Here is an 18,762-nt window from a genome sequence, read left to right as displayed (position 1 = left end):
TACCTGGGCTGATGTGATCAACCGCGCTAACCTGGGTATGGAAGTAATGCACGAGCGTAACGCTCACAACTTCCCCTTAGACTTGGCTGCTGGTGAAGTTGCTCCTGTTGCTTTGACTGCTCCTGCAATCAACGGTTAAGAGATTCAGGTTCAGAAATTTAAATAATACTGTCTCTGCTTGATTAAAGCGCTCTTCCTACCGGATGGGCGCTTTTGGTTTGGTAATGTAACTGTTTGCCAAGGTGGAAATCACCCGGTAATCCTCGCCATGTACATCCCTCTCATCCCTGAGCATAAATGCTCCTGATCGAGAGAACGAATCGCACCATATGCCTTAATTGTGGTGCACAGACGGAAAATAAAAAGGAAATGTGAGAATATATTCTTGTCCTGAGCGTGAGTACACAACAAATCGAGATGTTGCTGCTTCCTTTGGTAGTCATAAATGGTGGTGTTAATGCCGTTGGGCAGAGGGTGTGAGAAAATGCTTGCTGACTCCTACTGACGCGGGTTAGTGGTAACACTCATCTAGTTAAGTGGGGATGAAGCAGGAATCTCCCGCTACACCACTTTGCAGTTAGCGGGGAGTGTCAAAAAGTTAAGTTTTGATAGTTTTCATGGAGAGTGAATCATGCTAACCGCTGCAAAAACGTTGTCTGGTTTGATGGGTTTATGTGTCGGTGATGCGTTGGGTGTACCTGTGGAGTTTACTAGCCGTGCCGAAAGAATTAAATCTCCAGTGACAACGATGTTAGGCTATGGTACATGGGAGCAACCACCCGGAACCTGGTCAGATGATAGTTCTTTAACATTTTGCTTGGCAGAAAGCCTGTGTCGGGGTTATTCCTTAGATACTATAGCTAATTCCTTTTGGCGCTGGTATAAACAAGCTTATTGGACTGCTCGCGGTGAATTGTTTGATATTGGTATGACTACCCATGAAGCAATTATGCGCCTGAAGCAGGGTGTTGTACCTCACCAAGCAGGAGGGAGGCTAGAACATAGCAATGGTAATGGTTCTTTGATGAGAATTTTACCCATGGCTTATTGTTATCGTCACCTAACTTTCCCCGAATTGATTGCTAGAGTCCATGATGTCTCTGCCATTACCCATGGTCATCTGCGATCGCAAATGTCCTGCGGTATTTATGTTAGTATTGCCGTAGCGTTACTAGAAGGGGCTAAACCGGAAACAGCTTATTTACAAGGATTAGCAAAAATCCAATCACTGTATTCCGACCGTGAATACATTTTAGAGAAACCTCATTTTCGCAGAATATTCAGTGGTGAAATAGCCCAGATACCAGTTGAAGAGATTAATTCTGGAGGCTACGTAATTGACACCCTGGAATCATCCCTGTGGTGTTTGCTAAATACCTCCTCTTACGCCGAAGCCGTACTGACAGCTGTCAACTTGGGTAAAGATACAGACACTACTGCCGCTGTGACTGGGGGGTTAGCAGGGATATACTACGGACTGGAAAATATTCCCCAGGAATGGATCAATAAAATCGCCCGCAAACAGGACATTATTAACTTGGCAGAGCGCTTTGCCAAAGCTATCGATACTCAGATTTAGATTTTTTGTATTTTTCAACCCCGGTTTTATAAACCGGGGATTTCCGAAGAGTCCATAAACGAACTTTCTCAGGCTGACTTAAACAACCTCCACTGATTCGGCTAAGATTAATTCCTAGCATCACCGCTAGTTTTATGGTGGATATTTACAGCAGTATTACGTTCACACTCTCCACGCCTAAAGCCAAGTGGCCGCGGTACTTTTGGGCAATTTACGGGTGAGCTGCTAGTAGGATTTAAGCTGTTGAGAAATCCATTGCAAGTAGGCTTGCGAACCGGCAACAATAGGTAAAGCTATGATTTCTGAGACTTCGTAAGAGTGGAGTTCCCGAATTTTGGCTTCCAAACTGGAAAATAGGGCCAAATCAGTTTTAATCAGCAACTGCCACTCGTACTCTTTGTATATTTCTCCTTCCCAAGAGTAAATAGAATGGATTGGCAACAGACTGACACAGGCAGCCAGTTGAGCTTCTACAAGGGCATTAGCAATTGTTTCTGCCTCCTGCTTGTTGGCAGTTGTCACCAGTACTACACCATAATGAGCAGGTATCTCCATAAATTTTAGACCATAGACAGAGAGTACACCTGACCATCAATCAACAGTCGCGTAATCCCCTTGGCTTGAAGATGAGTACTAGCCTTATGTAGTACTTTACTATCGGGAACTTTAATTACGCGATCGCGCTTGGTAGAGAAGCGCTTTGCGACTCGATGGTTATCAAATACTGGCAAAGTTCTTTGCAAGGTTTCTAAGTTAGGAATTTGTCCCAAGTCGCCGAAATCCTTCAGTGGTCGGGTAATTAACTCCGAGCATCTATCAATTACCAAATAACAACTTTTCGGCAACTGTGCTGCGGAAAATGGCAAGACTTGCACCGCTAGCTCATTCACCCTTCGTCTTGTAACTAAAGGCATTGAATCCTCTAGATATTCCTCCTCCTCCTCGTAGTCGTCCTCGTAGTCGTCCTCGTCTAAATCATCCTCTAAATCTGACAAATCCTCTGACTCATCTAGCAAATCCTCGACTAGCATGTGGGAAATAACACTTGCTTGAGGATGTTCTTCCTTTAAGAGGGGAGCAGGAATACCGGCCAGTTCAGCGGGCTGGGGTTCGACTATTTCTAATCGCTTTGCTGTACGTAACTTTGGTTTCTCTTCTGCCGAAGAACGCCGACGGACTCGTCTTATAGAGGGGCTGAGATCCTCCTCTTCCTGCGGTTGGTGTTCTTCGATCACCGGTTTTTGCGGGGAGATATCTGGTAATCTCAAGCGAGGGATGGCTTTTTCCTGGCTGGGCAGATCTGGCTCCGGCTCTGGTTGAGTTAAGAAAGGTAACTGGGTGTAACTTACCTGCGCCCGACCTTCAGGAGTCCTGGCTGCACGTTTGAGAGAAACCAGATATTCATATTCATCTTCGGGTAAGGTGCTTTTGAGTAGGCGACTAATTGTCGAGTTACTTACACCATAACGTTCCGCCAAAGTTGATGTTGTTTCGGCACTTTCTCGATATAACTTGAGAATTTCTCGTTTGTCAGGCTCTGTTAATTTTCTCACGGTAGACACCAAATTTTCTAAGCTCGTTTGCGACCGCGCTCCTGCGGAGTTCGGCTAAAGGATGGGTTATCTTGTAGGACAAAGCCCATAGGACATAACACTCCACTAAATATCCAAAACATTTCTAGTATCTCTCCACTTTGATAGTTTGACCCTTGAGCATACTTAAACCATATATCTGCAATGTAGATCCAAAAAGCGTCCTGTGCAACCATTCTCCAATATTTGGCGGATTTTCCGGTCAAAAAGGCCATTAGCCTTCCCTGGGGCAATAATAATTAATAAAACCACATCGTCGAGTACCTCAAACCAATTGAAGCTACCAACTAGAGGCTTTAAGGGTGCTGTCTGTTCCATAGAAATCCACCATACTACTAACAAGGTAGCAAACCTTGCAATGGCTAAGACAATGAGCAACTGCAATTTTTCTAAATTTATACCTTGGGAAGCCAAACCTAAAATCATCCTTACGTCAAGGGAAATATAAGTCAGGATAAAACAACACATCAATAATCGACACATCTGGTTTTTGGTCTATAATTATTTCTGTGTAACGGAAAATTAGCCCTCCCAAGAAATAAGAAAATATACTAGTGGCAAGTGGATCCCCAATATTGAGTGAGTATTTGCAGGCGACGCCAATCCTTCCAGCATAAAACACTGACACCCAAGTAAGCCAAGACTTCAAAAATCTTTTCACCAATGAAGTAGGAGTCAGTAGGGCTTGCTCTGTCTGTGGCTATAAGCCCACTGTATTTGATCTGCTGAACCAAAGAAAATTTCCACATCTGTGATTGTCAACCCTTCTCCACCGCATGCTTGGGGTTTCTGGCCAGATCAAAGCGTTTTTTTTGGCATCCACAATTTTCATTTGCTTTTTGGTACTAGATGATGATACAATCACGAAAGTGATTTCTTAAGAAGCTACTATGCTAGCTTGGGCGCGTAACTCAGTTGGATAGAGTATCCGCCTTCTAAGCGGACTGTCGCAGGTTCGAGTCCTGCCGCGCCTGTTCATTTAGGCAATACATTCTACTCATGAATGTGGATACACAACAAATCCCGATATTGCTGCGGCTCAAGCAAGCAGAAATCGTGTCTTTAGTACCGTTGGGCTGAAGTCAAACGACTGGGTTTTGAAAATGATCAATAAAAACTTGGAAAAGCCTTATAGTATTGTTTTTTTGATACTCATATTATTTGGCCTTACTGCCGTACTTGTGGCTGAACCCGCTTGGGGGGAGGAATCTGCCCAAAATGCTGCTGGCTTCGATCCCCAAATGTTCTTGCGAAATGCTTTACAGTGGATAGATGGTATTGGTGCTGTGGGAGCATTAGCATTTATCCTACTTTATATTATTGCCACGGTCGCCTTCTTGCCAGGGTCAATCCTGACTCTTGGTGCTGGTGTTGTGTTTGGTCTGGTTATGGGTTCGATCTACGTCTTCATTGGTGCAACTATAGGAGCCACAGCCGCTTTTTTAGTTGGACGTTATTTAGCCAGGGGTTGGGTGGCTAAAAAAATAGCAGGTAATCAAAAATTCCGGGCTGTTGACGAGGCTGTTGGTAGAGAAGGATTGAAAATTGTTTTGTTGACCCGACTCTCTCCTGTATTCCCCTTCAATCTTCTGAACTACGCCTATGGTGTTACCGGAGTTAGCCTCAAAGATTACATTCTCGGATCTATGGGTATGATTCCCGGAACAATTATGTATGTTTACGTCGGTTCCTTGGCTGGTAATCTGGCCGCCATTGGTACCGCATCTCAACCTGATAACCCCGGTTTACAGTGGTTAATTCGGATTCTTGGCTTCATAGCCACGGTTACTGTGACAGTATATATTACTAAAGTTGCTCGCAAGGCTTTAGAAAATGAAGTTTTACATTAACAGTCTTGATGTGGTAAGCGAGGAGTAAATAATGTCAAATTTACCATTGCCAAAAGTAACTATCCTACCCACGGATGAGCATAATCAGAAACTAGTTTCTTACGTTCATCCGCCCCATTGGGTCAATCCTCAACCTGTTGATTGTTACGACTTGGTTGTAATTGGTGCTGGTACGGCTGGATTAGTTGTAGCAGCAGGATCTGTAGGTCTAGACTTGGGATTAAAAGTCGCTTTAATTGAAAAGCATTTGATGGGGGGAGACTGTTTAAATTTTGGTTGTATTCCCTCAAAATGTATGATCCGGTCTTCTCGTGTAATTGGTGAAATTTCCGGGGCGCAAGGTTTTGGTATTAATACCCCTGAAGACATCAAAGTTGATTTTCCTCAAGTTATGGAAAGGATGCGAAAGGTGAGAGCAGGTATCAGTCATCATGATTCTGCGACTCGCTTTCGCAACCTTGGGGTTGATGTTTTCTTGGGAACCGGTCGTTTTGCCAGTGATAATATTATTGAGGTTGATAGCCAAAAAATCCGCTTTAAAAAAGCTGTGATTGCTACAGGTGCTAGAGCTATGCGACCCCCAATTAAGGGACTGGAAGCGGCTGGTTTTCTCACTAATGAAACGGTATTTTCACTAACTGAACTCCCCAAACGCTTGGCTGTGATTGGCGGTGGACCGATTGGTTGTGAATTGGCTCAGGCTTTCCAGCGTCTAGGATCTCAAGTGAGCTTATTTCATCAGGGTTCCCACATCTTAAACAGGGAAGATCCCGAAGCGGCAGAAATTCTGCAAAACTGTTTTATCCAAGAAAAAATACACTTGCTTTTAAATAGCCAAATAGATCATATTGAGAAGAGTATTGAGGGAAAAGTGATATATTTTCTCAGCAACGGCTCGCCGATGTCAATCACAGTGGATGAGATTTTAGTTGCTACAGGACGCGTTCCTAATGTTGAAGGTTTAAATTTAGAAGCAGTGGGAGTGGAATACAATCACCGCCAGGGAGTGAAGGTTAATGACTATTTACAAACCACTAACCCCAAAATTTATGCTGCTGGTGATATCTGTATGAAGTGGAAGTTTACTCACGCAGCTGATGCGGCGGCTCGAATTGTGATTAAAAATACTTTGTTTTCACCTTTTGGTTTAGGAAGATACAAACTTAGTAATTTAGTCATCCCTTGGGTAACTTATACTGACCCAGAAATTGCTCATGTGGGAATGTATGAACAGGAGGCTCAAGAACAAGGTATGAAGATTAATACTATTAAGATTCCTTTTAGTAGTGTAGACCGGGCGATCGCAGATGGTGAAGAGGATGGTTTTGTTAAAATTCATCACCAGAGGGGTTATGATAGAATTTTAGGAGCAACAATTGTTTCTCGTCATGCAGGGGAAACCATCAGTGAAGTAACCACCGCCATGGTCAATAAAATTGGTTTAAATGGTCTGTCTAATGTAATTCATCCCTACCCAACTCAAGCAGAAGCTATTAAAAAAGCGGCTGATACTTATCGCCGTACATTATTGACACCAACATCAAAACAATTCTTACGATGGCTAACAAGATTTTCCTAATTCTGTGGTGGCACTATCGCCCATTGATAAAATAGCCATAAGTGTTGAATAATTTTGCTATTGAACTACTGCGTTAATGCTGGATTTTGGTAATTTGATGTGAGTACATATCTTTAAATACCTAATTAGCAGGGAGTAGTAGCCTAGTTGACAATTAAATATACAAACCTATATTTTAACATCTTGAGTTAATTATAAGGTTTTTGTAATTGCATCATTTTTTTAAATGCCCTATATTTTCTTTATTCGACAAAATCAAATCAATGAATTAATCAGGAGGCAATTATGTCATCCATTGTCAATGTCACAGAAGCCACATTTAAAAAAGAAGTACTGGAAAGTGAAATTCCAGTCTTAGTGGACTTTTGGGCTCCTTGGTGTGGTCCTTGTCGGATGGTGTCTCCGGTTGTAGATGCGATTGCTGGGGAATACGCGGGACTGATAAAAGTGGCGAAGTTAAACACTGATCAAAATCCCACCGTTGCTAGTCATTACGGTATTCGCACTATTCCGACGCTAATGGTATTTAAGGGGGGAAGACAAGTTGATATAGTTGTGGGTGCGGTACTAAAACCTACCTTAATTGAAACTTTAGAGCAGCACATTCAAACATGATAATTTAAGGTTGGTAACACTGGCGTGAGTCGGCTGTGTGTGTGGATTTTAAATTTGTGATCTCTGTGTAAACCTCATGTCACTTGTGGGAGTGAGGATGATTGATGATTAACCAGAACAAAATATCAAGTTTCGTAAATTTAGGTTTGAATATCATCAAGTTAGTGGTATTTTCAACATGAGGACGCAATATAAACAAGAAACCAGGGTAAATGACTGTGTGTCCCCCCGTCATAGACCCAAGTGAATATCAGCAAATCAAAAGCAAGTGCCGATAAACATGATGTTGCTCTTGTAGCTAGATCATATTGCTGATATTGCTAGATGCTCTGTAAACCTTATTTTTACCTCTCAAATAATTAACTTCAAGAATTGGAAACCTGTAAACCCAGAAATACCGGTTAAAAATCTAAGGATTAGATTTTTAACCGCTTTTCGTTGTTCTAATCTTTTTTTAATTCCACCCAATCCCGTAAAAGCTGGTTGACCTGTTCTGGTACTTCGTCATGGGGACAATGACCTGCATTCAGAAAATGTTCTGTTAGTTGGGGATAGTATTGACGAAACTTCTGGGAACGTTCTCTGGCATTCATCCAGGGGTCAGCTTCTCCCCACAATAATAACAGGGAACAAGTTAACTGTTTTAACAGCACATCAACTTTTTCCCCTTGGGGGGTGCTAAAAACGGAAACAAATACATCTAAAGCACCGGGATCATAAGCAGGTCGGGCAATTTCTGTTACTAATTGGTCTGTGACTGCACTGTGGTCAAGATAAACTTTTTTTAAGGTGCGGCGAATTACCCAACGTTGTCGTACATATTCAAATAACAGCAACTGAGCGAAACGTTGTTTAAAAGTCCACTTCACGGAATCACCTAAGAGTTTTTGTAACCCAGAAGGTTGTTTAGGGGGTTGAATTTGTGATTGTAATGCTTCGGGTTCAGAAATAGATGGGTTTTCGCTAAACGGTCCAGCACTGTTGAGTAAGACTAAACCGGCCGCAAGATCAGGACATTGTGCTGCTACACACAAACAAGCATACCCACCCAGGGAGTTACCTGCTAGTATGGTCTTCTGACCAATAACTTCACTGATAAAATCAGCCAGTTGGTCGCGCCATAAATCACCGCTGTACTGGAGTTTCGGTTTTGCTGAACGCCCAAACCCTAACAGATCAATGGCAAATACTTCAAAATCTAGATACAGTCCTGTGATATTCTTGCGCCAGTGATCTGTGGATGCGCCAAAACCATGGACTAACAGCAAGGGTGGACGTTGGGGTTGTTTTTCTCCCCTGTGGACGTAGTATATATTATGACCCCGCCACTGCCAATATTGACCAGGAATGGGATTTGTAGAGGAAGCTGTGGTTAGTTGCATGATATAAGGAAATATTAAGTAGCTGTTAATAATTTAATTGTATTCCCCACCAGTCTGGTGACTAATGACCAATGAATAAAGTAGTAATTACAGGTAAAACTCAACTTCTAGGGGTAATTGGGTATCCGGTAGAACATTCCTTATCACCAGTGCTGCATAATGCGGCGATCGCTGAATTAGGACTAGATTATATTTATCTGCCTTTACCAATTAAACCAGAAAATTTAGAGTTAGCCATAGCGGGTTTGGCTGCTATGGATGTTGTGGGTTTTAGCGTTACCATCCCTCACAAACAGGCAATTATGCCTTTATTATCAGAAATTTCCCCCATTGCCCAAGTTATAGGCGCAGTCAATACCGTTAGCCGTCAAAATCAGGGTTGGGTAGGTACAAACACGGATATAGAAGGTTTTATTGCTCCTTTACAGACAACCTATCAGCAAGACTGGAGCCAGAAAACAGCGGTCATTTTAGGCCATGGTGGAGCAGCTAGGGCGGTTGTAGCTGGTTGTCAGCAGCTAGGGTTGGCGCAAATTCATGTGGTGGGGCGGAATATGCACAAATTAGCTGAGTTCCGCAAAAGTTGGGGAAATTCACCCCTAGCAGCAAAATTGCAAATTCATCTCTGGGAAGACCTAGGAAAGCTAATTCCTGAAGCTAATTTGCTAGTAAATACTACCCCTGTGGGTATGTATCCCCACGTGAATCAGTCACCTGTGAGTCAAGAAGATGTGCAAAATTTATCCCCGGGTGCGATCGCTTACGATTTAATATATATTCCTCAGCCTACACAATTTCTACAACAAGCCCAAAAACAGGGCGCAATTGTCATTGATGGTTTAGAAATGCTTGTCCAACAAGGTGTAGCAGCATTAAAAATCTGGTTACAGCGGGATACTGTACCTGTGGATGTGATGCGCCAAGCAGTGCAAAATTACCTCGTTAGATAGAGTTATTTTTCTGGCCAGCGCCAATTATGGCGATTCCATGTATATATACCTGGAATTTGGTACTCAGCACCATTGTAGAGGCGAACTACACAAGTAATAGATGAACCCTCAGAATCATTAATTTCATCGATTTGGAGGACAATACAGGAAAACCATTGACGCTGACACGGACCATCGTCCTTGACCCATTCCCATAATCCATTGGCAATTTCAATGCGATCGCCTACTCTCAACTTGAGTGTATCCCCAGCCTCAGAATACTTATTAAAATGATATGATTGGACACGATTAAGCCAACCTAAACCGTAGCGTTGGCGAATAAATTGGACATTTCCCGAATTATGATCATTTAGCCAATCATTGAGTAATTGTACCTTCCAACTACAGTTTTCCTGTTCTTGGTTCTTAACAAACCGTAAAAAAGCTGTCAATTCTTCTGTAGAAAGTTCATCTAAGGGGTTACCCATATCTGATATCTTCAAGTTAGGGTCTCCCGGAATTTCCTCCACCACTCGCAGTAATATCTGCTTCTGCATATCAGTGAGAGGACAACCAGCTGTATCACAACTGTTAAAAGCTGCTTGCAAGGCTGTTTCAATCTCATCTGGAGTCATAAGTTGATAGCAACTGTGGGTTTATTTACCCAATTATTACCTTTTCTGTCTCCAACTCATTAAGTTCAGCTAAGTTAATCTAGACAAAATTGCCGGCTGCGGTACAAATTTTAGTTAAGTTCGATGACACCAAACTTAAATATGAGAACACGAATTAATGTCATTGTTATATCTTTCCTGACTCTCTTGCAATTGTGGGTATTTACACCTCCAGCTATAGCTCTAACACAGGTGAAACTATTTGATATATCTTATCAAGACTGTCCGGCAGAATTGGCAGCAGGATCGGTAATCAGCAGTGGTAGTGCGGCAGCTAATTGCTTTATTGTCACTGGTAAGGCAGAAAACGCTACTTATAAAACAGTATATGATGCAGATATATTTGGACGCATTTATGATGCCAACAATAACCCAGTCATGCAGAACCGCACTCGTCTGGGTTCTATCCCCGAAGTTCCGCCGGGTATTAGTGATTTTGCCATCAGGATTTCTGTAGCCGCGAATCAACCGGAACCCTTGCAGCTCAAACAGTTTAAAGCCTCTGGATTTAGCAGACAAGTTCGGCAATAATTATTAAGAATTAATAATAATCGCCCAAGAAGCAATGTAGAGACGATTGGAAAGGAGCGTCTCTACAAAAGTTTATATTTAGTTGGTATTTTTGCTAAAAAGGCTGTGCAAATGAAAGGGCGGTTAGGTTTCTTAGTAAGCCACCAATAAAACTCAGTGCTAAGAAGGCTAAGATAGGGGAGAAATCCATACCGCCCAATGGAGGAATAATTGAGCGGAAAAGATTCAGGTAAGGATCGCTGATTTGGGCTAAAGCCGCAAAAGGCTGATTGTACCAGTTGATTGTGGGGAACCAAGTTAAAAGCACTCGGATAATTAGCAAGTAGCTATAGAAGCTGACAAAGGTTGCCAAAGTAGTAAAAAGTAAGTTCATGGATAAGTTATTTTCCTGCTAAGTGTCAAAAACCGTCTTATTATTGATTTTACTTGAGTCCATGTCATGAAGTGTGCGGTTTGCCGCATTAACTACTATAGCCAAATATCAATCACTTTAAGAATCTGGGGTGAGGGAGCGGTCATTGACTGACTGGGTGGAACCGCCATTGACATTTCCTAACTGCTGTCTTACCTCGTCAATTGTGGCATTTAGCTGGGCAATTTTATCTTCTAGCGATCGCCTGGCTGTTTCCATTTCCATAGCTTCATCATCTGAGACGAACATTTGGCGTTGTTTTGGCGATACTTTTTTAGTTTTGAGTTGGCCATTAGTCAGTTCTGCTGATTCTGCTGTCAATTCCTCAGTTTGTCGGGAAACAATCACAGCCCCAATAATACCACCAACTATACTACCAAAAATTGTCCCTGCTACAAAACCACTACCAAAACCATCACGTTGACTCATATATTACCGCCTTCAAGAACTTCCCTAGCTGCATACTAGCTTATGTGCCAAAGATGCGATCGCCTGCATCCCCTAACCCCGGTACAATATACCCCCGGTCATTGACTATCTCATCAATGGTGGCAGTATAAATATTTAAACCAGGATATTCAGCACTAAGCTTTTGTAAAGCTGGCGGTGCGGCTACTACAGAAACGATTCTAGTCAAACTTGGGTCAACCCCACGTTGTACTAATTCCGACATAGCAAACATAATTGACCCACCCGTCGCCAACATTGGGTCTGTGATTAATACCCTAGTTTCCGGGTGAAATTTTTCAGGTAACTTATTCAAATAACAGACCGGTTCGAGAGTTTCCTCATTACGAACCAAACCTAAATGATAAACCGAAGCCAAAGGTAACAGAGATTGAGCACCTTCAAGTAAACCTAGACCCGCCCGGAGAATCGGCACAACCGCCACGGGGACTTCTGGGTTAATCAAAGTAGCTGGAGACGAATCTAAAGGACTGTGCACCACAGTTTCCAGGGTCGGTAACCACTCTCTAGCCGCTTCGTAAGTTAACCATCTCCCCAACTCAACTATAGCACTACGAAACAACACCGAAGGAGTGGAAGCATCTCGAGCAACCGCCAACCAATGCTTAATCAGAGGATGGGGGGGGACATAAACGCGCAGTTGTACCGTCATAGCCGGAATAGGGCAATTTTCTTCTTGATCTGAAACACCATCATACTCCCTCAAGTATCCCACTGACAGCTAAAATCAACACTGCCGAATTTATTGAAAGTAATTTTCAATAATACTTGACAGATATTCTCAATCAAAGTTATATTACTAATTAGTGTTCTCCTCTCTTTAAGGATCGGCAGACGGGATTAGCCAGCGGTAGCGGGCTTGTCCCTCTTTTTATTTCCATACCCGAAGAATCAAAAGTGATATAAAATACTAAATAATTAGTTAATTTTATTGCATATCTGCCCCTATGTCTCCATCCCTAAATCCGACATTGGATGTGATCATCATTGGCTCTGGAATTGGTGGTTTAGTAACCGCAACCCAGTTAGCAGCCAAAGGCGCTCAAGTGCTGGTACTAGAAAGTTATTTGATTCCAGGGGGTAGTTCGGGTTACTTTGATCGCCAGGGTTATCGATTTGACGTTGGGGCGTCAATGATTTTCGGATTTGGCGAAAAAGGTACTACCAACTTACTCACCCGCGCTTTAGACGCTGTGAACGTCAGTCAAGAAACAATCACTGATCCTGTACAGATTCACTATCACTTACCCAGCTTAGACATCAAAGTCGAGCGAACTTATGATAATTTTTTGCAACATCTTATTGCCTATTTTCCCCATGAAGAAATAGGTATTCGTCGCTTTTATGACGAGTGCTGGAAAGTATTTAACTGTCTCAATACCATAGATTTGCTGTCATTAGAAGAACCTCGGTATTTGCTGCGGACATTTTTGCAGCATCCTTTGGCCTGTCTTAGTTTAGTTAAATATCTCCCTCAAAATGTAGGAGATGTGGCGCGACGCCATATTAAAGATCCGCAATTATTGCAATTTATTGACATAGAGTGTTATTGCTGGTCTGTAGTCAAAGCTGACATGACCCCGATGATTAATGCGGCGATGGTATTTGCTGATAGACACTATGGTGGGGTTAATTATCCCCAAGGTGGGGTAGGACAAATTGCCCAAAAATTGGTAGAAGGTTTAGAAAAAGCCGGAGGTCAGATTAAGTACCAAGCCAGAGTTACAAAGATTCTCCTAGAAAAAGGAAAAGCCGTTGGTGTACAATTGGCTAGTGGTCAAGTTTATCATGCTCGACGGATAGTTTCTAATGCCACACGTTGGGACACTTTTACTAAATTAGTACCTGTAGGGAAAATACCGGCTAATGAAAAAAAATGGCAACAAACCTATAAAAAATCCCCCAGCTTTTTGAGTTTACATATAGGAGTAGCCGCAGCAGTATTGTCTCATAGCACAGAATGCCATCATATAATTCTGGAAGACTGGGAGAAAATGACAGCACCAGCAGGGACACTTTTCGTTTCTATCCCCACATTACTAGATCCAAAATTGGCACCAGAGGGCTATCATATTATCCATGCCTTCACACCCCAATCGATTGATGATTGGCGAGAAATGTCTGCAAGTGAGTATGAGGCCAAAAAAGAAGCTGCAGCTTGGCAAATCATCGACCGACTAGAAAAGATTTTCCCTGGATTAGATGCTGGCTTAGATTATCTAGAAGTAGGTACACCCCGCACCCATCAACGCTTTTTAGGGCGTGAAGATGGAACCTATGGGCCAATTCCCCGGCGGAAATTACCGGGACTATTAAATATGCCATTTAATCGTACAGCCATTCCCGGACTTTATTGTGTCGGTGACAGTACCTTTCCCGGTCAAGGGTTAAACGCCGTCGCCTTTTCTGGTTTTGCTTGCGCTCATCGCATAGCTGTAGACTTAGGTTTATCTAATGGTAATTGAGCCAATAGCTGCATGGTCATGGTAGTTTTGGGTTTGGTTGAATTCAGCTTGAGTATCAGTATACATACCAGCGTATTCTGTAATTGTCCACTGATTTGACCTGATGACTACCCCCGCATCAGCACCCAGTCCCCGCGCAAATTTAATATACTCTCGTGCCTCATTATTCAAGTTGTAGGATAGGGTCACCGGTCCGTAGGTTGCAACTGCTGCTTTGAGTGGAGTACCCGGACCTACTCCTTCCTTTGTTCTGTAATTAGGGTTTTCAACCGTAATCATGGTAATTCGAGAGTTAGCTGTTTTCACGTCACCATCAGCAAAACCTAACAGATACTCTACCCTACCATCTTGACTAACTTTAATTCCTTCCCCTTGATCAACCCCCAGAGAAACTGGTTCAAATGTTGCACCCTCACCTAAAATCTCCTTGAGTTCCCCTAATGTCATACCCAATTTAGCAACCCCAATATTCTTGTTAGTGATTACCTGACTTTCTGAAGGGGTCAATACTCCCAAGTCCTGACAACCGTTAGGAATTTGATCTATGTTCTGTGAACTAATTAATCTGAGTTCTTCCCCATTCCAATAATATTGAGTTTCTTGAATACAAGTACCAGCACCAATGTACTTGTAACTATTGGAGAGAATCTTAGTTTTAGGATCATAGGTGGGAAATCCAGCTATTTCTAACCCCATGGGCTGAATTTTGATTTCTGTCCCGGATGTATCTACTTTCACGAAAGCAAATGCACCTTGATAAGCAGCCATATAACAAAGTAGCTGTACTAAGTGCTGATGATTTTCCCCAATATAGACTTCTGAGAATTCCCGTGCTGTTTCTGGGTTAAACTCAAAATTGCAAACCTGTAAACTTTTCTGACGGTTAATAACTTCATTCAGGATGGTTTCTGAACTGGGTTTACTGTTGTTAGTAATCACAGATGAGTTATCCGTTTGCAACTCTGGAGAACTTACACTATTAGTAGTGTCGGTTTTTGGCGACACGCAGGAGATTAGACCACAGGTAATCATGGTAGTTACAAAGACAATTAGCGGGGGTGTGTCCATGGGATATATACTTGGTATTTGAGACTATTCAAGGCTTTACAGTGATCTTCTGGCTGGGTATCCACTCATAAAATTAAATAATTTTCACCTGACTAGCTGCTTTTTTAGCCTTCTCCCGCGCCTCTAAAATGTTATTACCCTGAGCCAAAGCCACCCCCATACGTCGATAAGGATGGGCGTTAGGTTTGCCAAATAGTCTAATATCTACATTGGGTACTGACAAAGCTTCAGCTACACCAGTAAAGGCGACTGTATCTGAGTGTTTATCAGCTAAAATCACCGCACTAGCCGCAGATCCCAACTGTTCTATATGGGGAATTGGTAAGCCTAAAATAGCTCGTAAATGTAATTCAAATTCGTTCAAATTTTGGGAGATTAATGTTACCATTCCTGTATCATGGGGGCGGGGAGAAAGTTCCGAAAAAATTACCTCTTCTTGGGTGATGAAGAACTCTACGCCAAATATTCCCGCTCCCCCTAAAGCGTCGGTAACCTTCTTGGCTATTGCTTGAGCTGCTAATATCTGGTCTTCAGGAATACCAGCAGGTTGCCAAGATTCTTGATAATCCCCTCTTTCTTGACGATGACCAATGGGAGCACAAAAAATTGTCGGTGCATTCCACTGTTTAATAGTAAGTAGGGTGATCTCTATTTCAAAGTTGATAAATTCCTCTACAATTACCTTTTGACTATCTCCCCTAGAATTGGCGATCGCATAATTCCAAGCTGCTGCAACTTCCTCCTGATTCTTGACAACAGATTGACCTTTACCGGAAGAGGACATTACAGGTTTAACAACATTGGGAAACCCAATTTGATCAGCAACACCAATCAATTCTTCTAAGGTAGAACCATAGCCATATTTAGCAGTTCTAATTCCTAACTCTTGATGTGCTAGTTCCCTAATCCTATCTCGGTTCATGGTATAGTTAGTTGCCACTGCTGTGGGTATAACTGTAATTCCGCGTTTTTCAAACTCGACTAATTTCTCTGTTCTAATTGCCTCAATTTCTGGTACAATAAAATCAGGTTGATGCTTTTGTACAACAGTTTCTAATTCATCAGCACTCAGCATAGAAATGACTTCATAGCAGTCAGCTACCTGCATGGCTGGGGCATTAAGATAACGGTCAACAGCAATTACATAATTACCTAACCTTTGCGCTGCAATTACAAATTCTTTTCCCAATTCTCCTGCACCCAGGAGCATTAACTTTTGTGGTAGCTTAGTTGAATTATGCATGAATTTATTAACCTTAATTTAATAGTTTTATACAACCAGAAATCAATGTCTGGGTGATTTTTTGCTTTTTGCGTCTTTGAGTCAAATTTTATCCATGTCCTTACCTTTTTTTCCCCCTTTAACTCAGAAAATAGAAAATGAGATTACCCGAAGTGCTGGTGTAGATTTATCTGTACTACGTCTGGATTCTATGCACCAATTGGTTAACGGTAACAAATGGTTTAAATTAAAATATAACCTCCGGGAAGCCCATCAACAAAATTACTCAACTATTCTCACATTTGGTGGTGCTTATTCTAACCATATATTTGCTACATCCGCCGCTGGTAATCTCTTTGGCTTCCGTACTATCGGGGTGATTCGCGGACATGAAAGTTTACCACTCAACCCTACTTTGAGTTTTGCTGTACAGCAAGGTATGCAGCTAGTATACCTGAATCGTGAGAGTTACCGAAACAACCACAGCATACAATTACACGGGGAGTTAAAACAAGCTTTTGGTGACATATTTATTATTCCTGAGGGTGGTAGCAATTTAAACGGGGTACGCGGTTGTATGGAGATAGTGGGTTACGCAGACGCATTTGATACTATCTGCTTGGCTTGCGGGACAGGTACAACCCTAGCGGGTATTGTACTTTCCCTGAATCCAGAACAACGCGTAATTGGTTTTCCTGTCCTCAAAAATGCAGAATTTCTGGCTCAGGAAATCCATAACCTGATCCAGAAGTATCTCGACTCTGGACTACCCGCACCAAGTTACTCCCCCACAGGTTGGGAATTAATCTATGATTATCACTTTGGTGGTTATGCAAAGGTTAATGATCATCTCCTCATGTTTAGTCAGGAATTTCAAAACTCACACCACATCCAACTTGATTACGTATATACTGCCAAAATGTTCTATGGTGTGATGAATTTACTCCAACAGGGAGTGTTTCCAAGGGGCGATCGCATCTTACTTTTACACACAGGGGGCTTGCAAGGCAATATTGGTATGGAACAGCGCCTTAAAGGTGGGTAACCCTACATACTTTGCAACACCCTCCGGATAGTTTCTGTGGGTACTTCATCGGTAACTGTCACCACACCCATTTGGGTAGGTAAGACAAACCTAACTTTACCGTCCCTGACCTTCTTATCTAGTTGTAGTGTATCAATAATCGCCTCAATGTCTAAACCCGGTGGTAGTCGAGTTGGTAAACCGGCTTTTTCAATTAGTGCATTTTGCCGTTTACTATCTTCAGCTGTCCACATACCTAGTTCTAGGGCAATCTGTCCAGCTGCTACCATACCAATAGCCACAGCTTCACCATGTTTGAGTAAACGATAGTTTGTCAGGCTTTCCACCGCATGACCAATGGTATGTCCATAGTTGAGAATTGCTCTGAGTCCCCCTTCTTTTTCATCCTTGGCGACAACATCAGCTTTTGCTTGACAAGAACGAGTTAATATGTATTCTATAAATTCCGGCTTCATATAGCGGAGTTGATTCAGGTGTTTAGTCCCTTCCATCTGGGTAAATAATTCTGCATCCCAAATGACACCGTATTTAATTACTTCCGCCATCCCAGCGCGAAATTCCCTCATGGGCAGAGTTTTGAGGGTTTCTGGACTAATTAATACTAATCGCGGTTGATGAAAAGCCCCAATTAAGTTTTTGCCATGGGGATGATTTACACCGGTTTTACCACCAATAGCTGAGTCTACCATTGCTAGCAGGGTGGTGGGTACTTGTATGACATTAATACCTCGCAGCCATGTGGCGGCAGCAAATCCTGTCATATCTCCAATCACCCCCCCACCTAGGGCTACCATGGTTGAAGACCGTTCTAGGCGGTTTTCTAAGGCAACATCATAAAGTTTTTCAATGGAGTTGAGGGTCTTGTAACGTTCACCTGGTGGGAGGTTGTAACTGGCTACTTCATAACCAGCTAATGTGAGAGATTTTACTGTTTTCTCACCGTAATGTTTAAAAATGCTGGGATTAGAAACAACTAAGACTTTTTTACCTAGGTTCAGTGTGGACATTTTCTGACCTAATTCATCTAAGCTTGATGGAGCTATGGCAATCTCGTAAGATTGCTGCGGTAGATTTACGTTAATTACAGAGGTCATTACCCAAAGTCAAATAAGCGAGCGTGCGGTGTATTCTATCGTAATTTGGATGGGATATTTGAGATGGACATTGAGCAAACACGGCAGCTATGGCGGCCATAAATATGAAGGAAATTAGGCTCTACCGTACTTGTTATGCTAATTTAACAACTGGTTCGAGGGAACAGGGAACAGGGAACACACCGAACAGAGATTAAGAAGGAATATTCAGGCATTTTCTTCAATAACCAACATTATTTCCCTTATACGGTAAGCCT

General features: G+C 42.3%; 19 protein-coding genes, 1 tRNA gene and 1 pseudogene. 10 read left to right on the top strand and 11 right to left on the bottom strand.

Annotation, left to right across the window (positions count from 1 at the left end):
* Together PN457_RS09205 and PN457_RS09200 are read left to right on the top strand one after the other, a co-directional pair.
* Window positions 1–139: pseudogene (locus PN457_RS09205) on the top strand (photosystem II q(b) protein); the annotation flags it as partial.
* A gap of 492 nt (window positions 140–631) precedes the next feature.
* Entirely contained in the window at window positions 632–1,579 is a 948-nt protein-coding gene (locus PN457_RS09200) for an ADP-ribosylglycohydrolase family protein (protein WP_271732822.1), read from the top strand.
* Window positions 1,580–1,804: 225 nt separating this feature from the next.
* Here PN457_RS09200 and cutA read toward each other — a convergent pair whose 3' ends face one another.
* The 3 genes from cutA to PN457_RS09185 all read right to left on the bottom strand — a co-directional run bounded on the left by cutA (window position 1,805) and on the right by PN457_RS09185 (window position 3,597).
* On the bottom strand, window positions 1,805–2,134 hold the full coding sequence (gene cutA / locus PN457_RS09195; protein WP_271732821.1) for a divalent-cation tolerance protein CutA: 330 nt from the start codon (window positions 2,132–2,134) through the stop codon (window positions 1,805–1,807).
* Between the two features lie 5 nt (window positions 2,135–2,139).
* Complete coding sequence (locus PN457_RS09190) at window positions 2,140–3,132, bottom strand: helix-turn-helix domain-containing protein (RefSeq protein WP_271732825.1); 993 nt, start codon at window positions 3,130–3,132, stop codon at window positions 2,140–2,142.
* A 165-nt stretch (window positions 3,133–3,297) separates the two neighbouring features.
* A complete protein-coding gene (locus PN457_RS09185; RefSeq protein WP_271732819.1) occupies window positions 3,298–3,597 on the bottom strand; it encodes a hypothetical protein in 300 nt (99 codons plus the stop codon).
* A gap of 474 nt (window positions 3,598–4,071) precedes the next feature.
* Between PN457_RS09185 and PN457_RS09180 the strand changes: the two genes are divergently transcribed.
* From PN457_RS09180 to trxA, 4 genes are all read left to right on the top strand, one after another.
* Window positions 4,072–4,145: transfer RNA gene (locus PN457_RS09180), tRNA-Arg, on the top strand.
* Between the two features lie 129 nt (window positions 4,146–4,274).
* Window positions 4,275–5,021 (top strand): TVP38/TMEM64 family protein, encoded by a 747-nt coding sequence (locus PN457_RS09175; RefSeq protein ID WP_271732817.1) that lies wholly within the window; start codon window positions 4,275–4,277, stop codon window positions 5,019–5,021.
* A gap of 31 nt (window positions 5,022–5,052) precedes the next feature.
* Entirely contained in the window at window positions 5,053–6,600 is a 1,548-nt protein-coding gene (locus PN457_RS09170) for a mercuric reductase (protein ID WP_271732815.1), read from the top strand.
* Between the two features lie 285 nt (window positions 6,601–6,885).
* The gene (gene trxA / locus PN457_RS09165) at window positions 6,886–7,215 is read left to right on the top strand and encodes a thioredoxin (protein ID WP_271732813.1); all 330 of its coding nucleotides are present in this window, start codon (window positions 6,886–6,888) and stop codon (window positions 7,213–7,215) included.
* Window positions 7,216–7,658: 443 nt separating this feature from the next.
* Here trxA and PN457_RS09160 read toward each other — a convergent pair whose 3' ends face one another.
* Window positions 7,659–8,597: an alpha/beta fold hydrolase gene (locus tag PN457_RS09160; protein WP_271732811.1), complete on the bottom strand. Its 939-nt coding sequence runs from the start codon at window positions 8,595–8,597 to the stop codon at window positions 7,659–7,661.
* Between the two features lie 71 nt (window positions 8,598–8,668).
* On the opposite strand from PN457_RS09160, the gene PN457_RS09155 reads away from it, so the two are divergent.
* Window positions 8,669–9,547 carry a shikimate dehydrogenase gene (locus PN457_RS09155; protein ID WP_271732809.1) on the top strand — a complete coding sequence of 293 codons (879 nt, stop codon included), beginning with the start codon at window positions 8,669–8,671 and terminating at the stop codon, window positions 9,545–9,547.
* Window positions 9,548–9,549: 2 nt separating this feature from the next.
* Here the strand turns inward: PN457_RS09155 and PN457_RS09150 are convergent, their stop codons facing one another.
* Window positions 9,550–10,161 (bottom strand): hypothetical protein, encoded by a 612-nt coding sequence (locus PN457_RS09150; RefSeq protein WP_271732807.1) that lies wholly within the window; start codon window positions 10,159–10,161, stop codon window positions 9,550–9,552.
* 141 nt (window positions 10,162–10,302) lie between these two features.
* Between PN457_RS09150 and PN457_RS09145 the strand changes: the two genes are divergently transcribed.
* Window positions 10,303–10,731, top strand: coding sequence for a biotin carboxylase (locus PN457_RS09145; protein WP_271732806.1), 429 nt, complete (start codon window positions 10,303–10,305; stop codon window positions 10,729–10,731).
* A 94-nt stretch (window positions 10,732–10,825) separates the two neighbouring features.
* Here PN457_RS09145 and PN457_RS09140 read toward each other — a convergent pair whose 3' ends face one another.
* The 3 genes from PN457_RS09140 to upp all read right to left on the bottom strand — a co-directional run bounded on the left by PN457_RS09140 (window position 10,826) and on the right by upp (window position 12,263).
* Complete coding sequence (locus PN457_RS09140) at window positions 10,826–11,104, bottom strand: YggT family protein (RefSeq protein WP_271732804.1); 279 nt, start codon at window positions 11,102–11,104, stop codon at window positions 10,826–10,828.
* Window positions 11,105–11,221: 117 nt separating this feature from the next.
* On the bottom strand, window positions 11,222–11,572 hold the full coding sequence (locus PN457_RS09135) for a ssl2009 family thylakoid membrane protein (RefSeq protein ID WP_271732801.1): 351 nt from the start codon (window positions 11,570–11,572) through the stop codon (window positions 11,222–11,224).
* Window positions 11,573–11,612: 40 nt separating this feature from the next.
* Window positions 11,613–12,263: a uracil phosphoribosyltransferase gene (upp, locus tag PN457_RS09130; RefSeq protein WP_271732824.1), complete on the bottom strand. Its 651-nt coding sequence runs from the start codon at window positions 12,261–12,263 to the stop codon at window positions 11,613–11,615.
* Between the two features lie 295 nt (window positions 12,264–12,558).
* On the opposite strand from upp, the gene crtH reads away from it, so the two are divergent.
* On the top strand, window positions 12,559–14,076 hold the full coding sequence (crtH, locus tag PN457_RS09125; protein ID WP_271732800.1) for a carotenoid isomerase: 1,518 nt from the start codon (window positions 12,559–12,561) through the stop codon (window positions 14,074–14,076).
* Here the strand turns inward: crtH and PN457_RS09120 are convergent.
* Both PN457_RS09120 and purT read right to left on the bottom strand, forming a co-directional pair.
* A complete protein-coding gene (locus PN457_RS09120) occupies window positions 14,059–15,144 on the bottom strand; it encodes a DUF1176 domain-containing protein (protein ID WP_271732798.1) in 1,086 nt (361 codons plus the stop codon). The two genes, crtH and PN457_RS09120, sit on opposite strands and share 18 nt — an antisense overlap.
* Before the next feature lie 73 nt (window positions 15,145–15,217).
* Entirely contained in the window at window positions 15,218–16,387 is a 1,170-nt protein-coding gene (gene purT, locus PN457_RS09115; RefSeq protein WP_271732796.1) for a formate-dependent phosphoribosylglycinamide formyltransferase, read from the bottom strand.
* A gap of 94 nt (window positions 16,388–16,481) precedes the next feature.
* Here purT and PN457_RS09110 point away from each other — a divergent pair, with 94 nt between their 5' ends.
* Window positions 16,482–17,411 (top strand): 1-aminocyclopropane-1-carboxylate deaminase/D-cysteine desulfhydrase, encoded by a 930-nt coding sequence (locus tag PN457_RS09110; RefSeq protein WP_271732794.1) that lies wholly within the window; start codon window positions 16,482–16,484, stop codon window positions 17,409–17,411.
* 2 nt (window positions 17,412–17,413) lie between these two features.
* Here the strand turns inward: PN457_RS09110 and aroB are convergent, their stop codons facing one another.
* A complete protein-coding gene (gene aroB, locus PN457_RS09105; RefSeq protein WP_271732792.1) occupies window positions 17,414–18,505 on the bottom strand; it encodes a 3-dehydroquinate synthase in 1,092 nt (363 codons plus the stop codon).
* Window positions 18,506–18,762: the final 257 nt, after the last annotated feature.

It is taken from the genome of Anabaenopsis arnoldii, assembly GCF_028331025.1.
In the GTDB taxonomy this organism is placed as follows: domain Bacteria; phylum Cyanobacteriota; class Cyanobacteriia; order Cyanobacteriales; family Nostocaceae; genus Anabaenopsis; species Anabaenopsis arnoldii.
The sequence above is the reverse complement of the archived record's forward strand: the minus strand, read 5'-3'. Positions and strand labels throughout refer to the sequence as shown.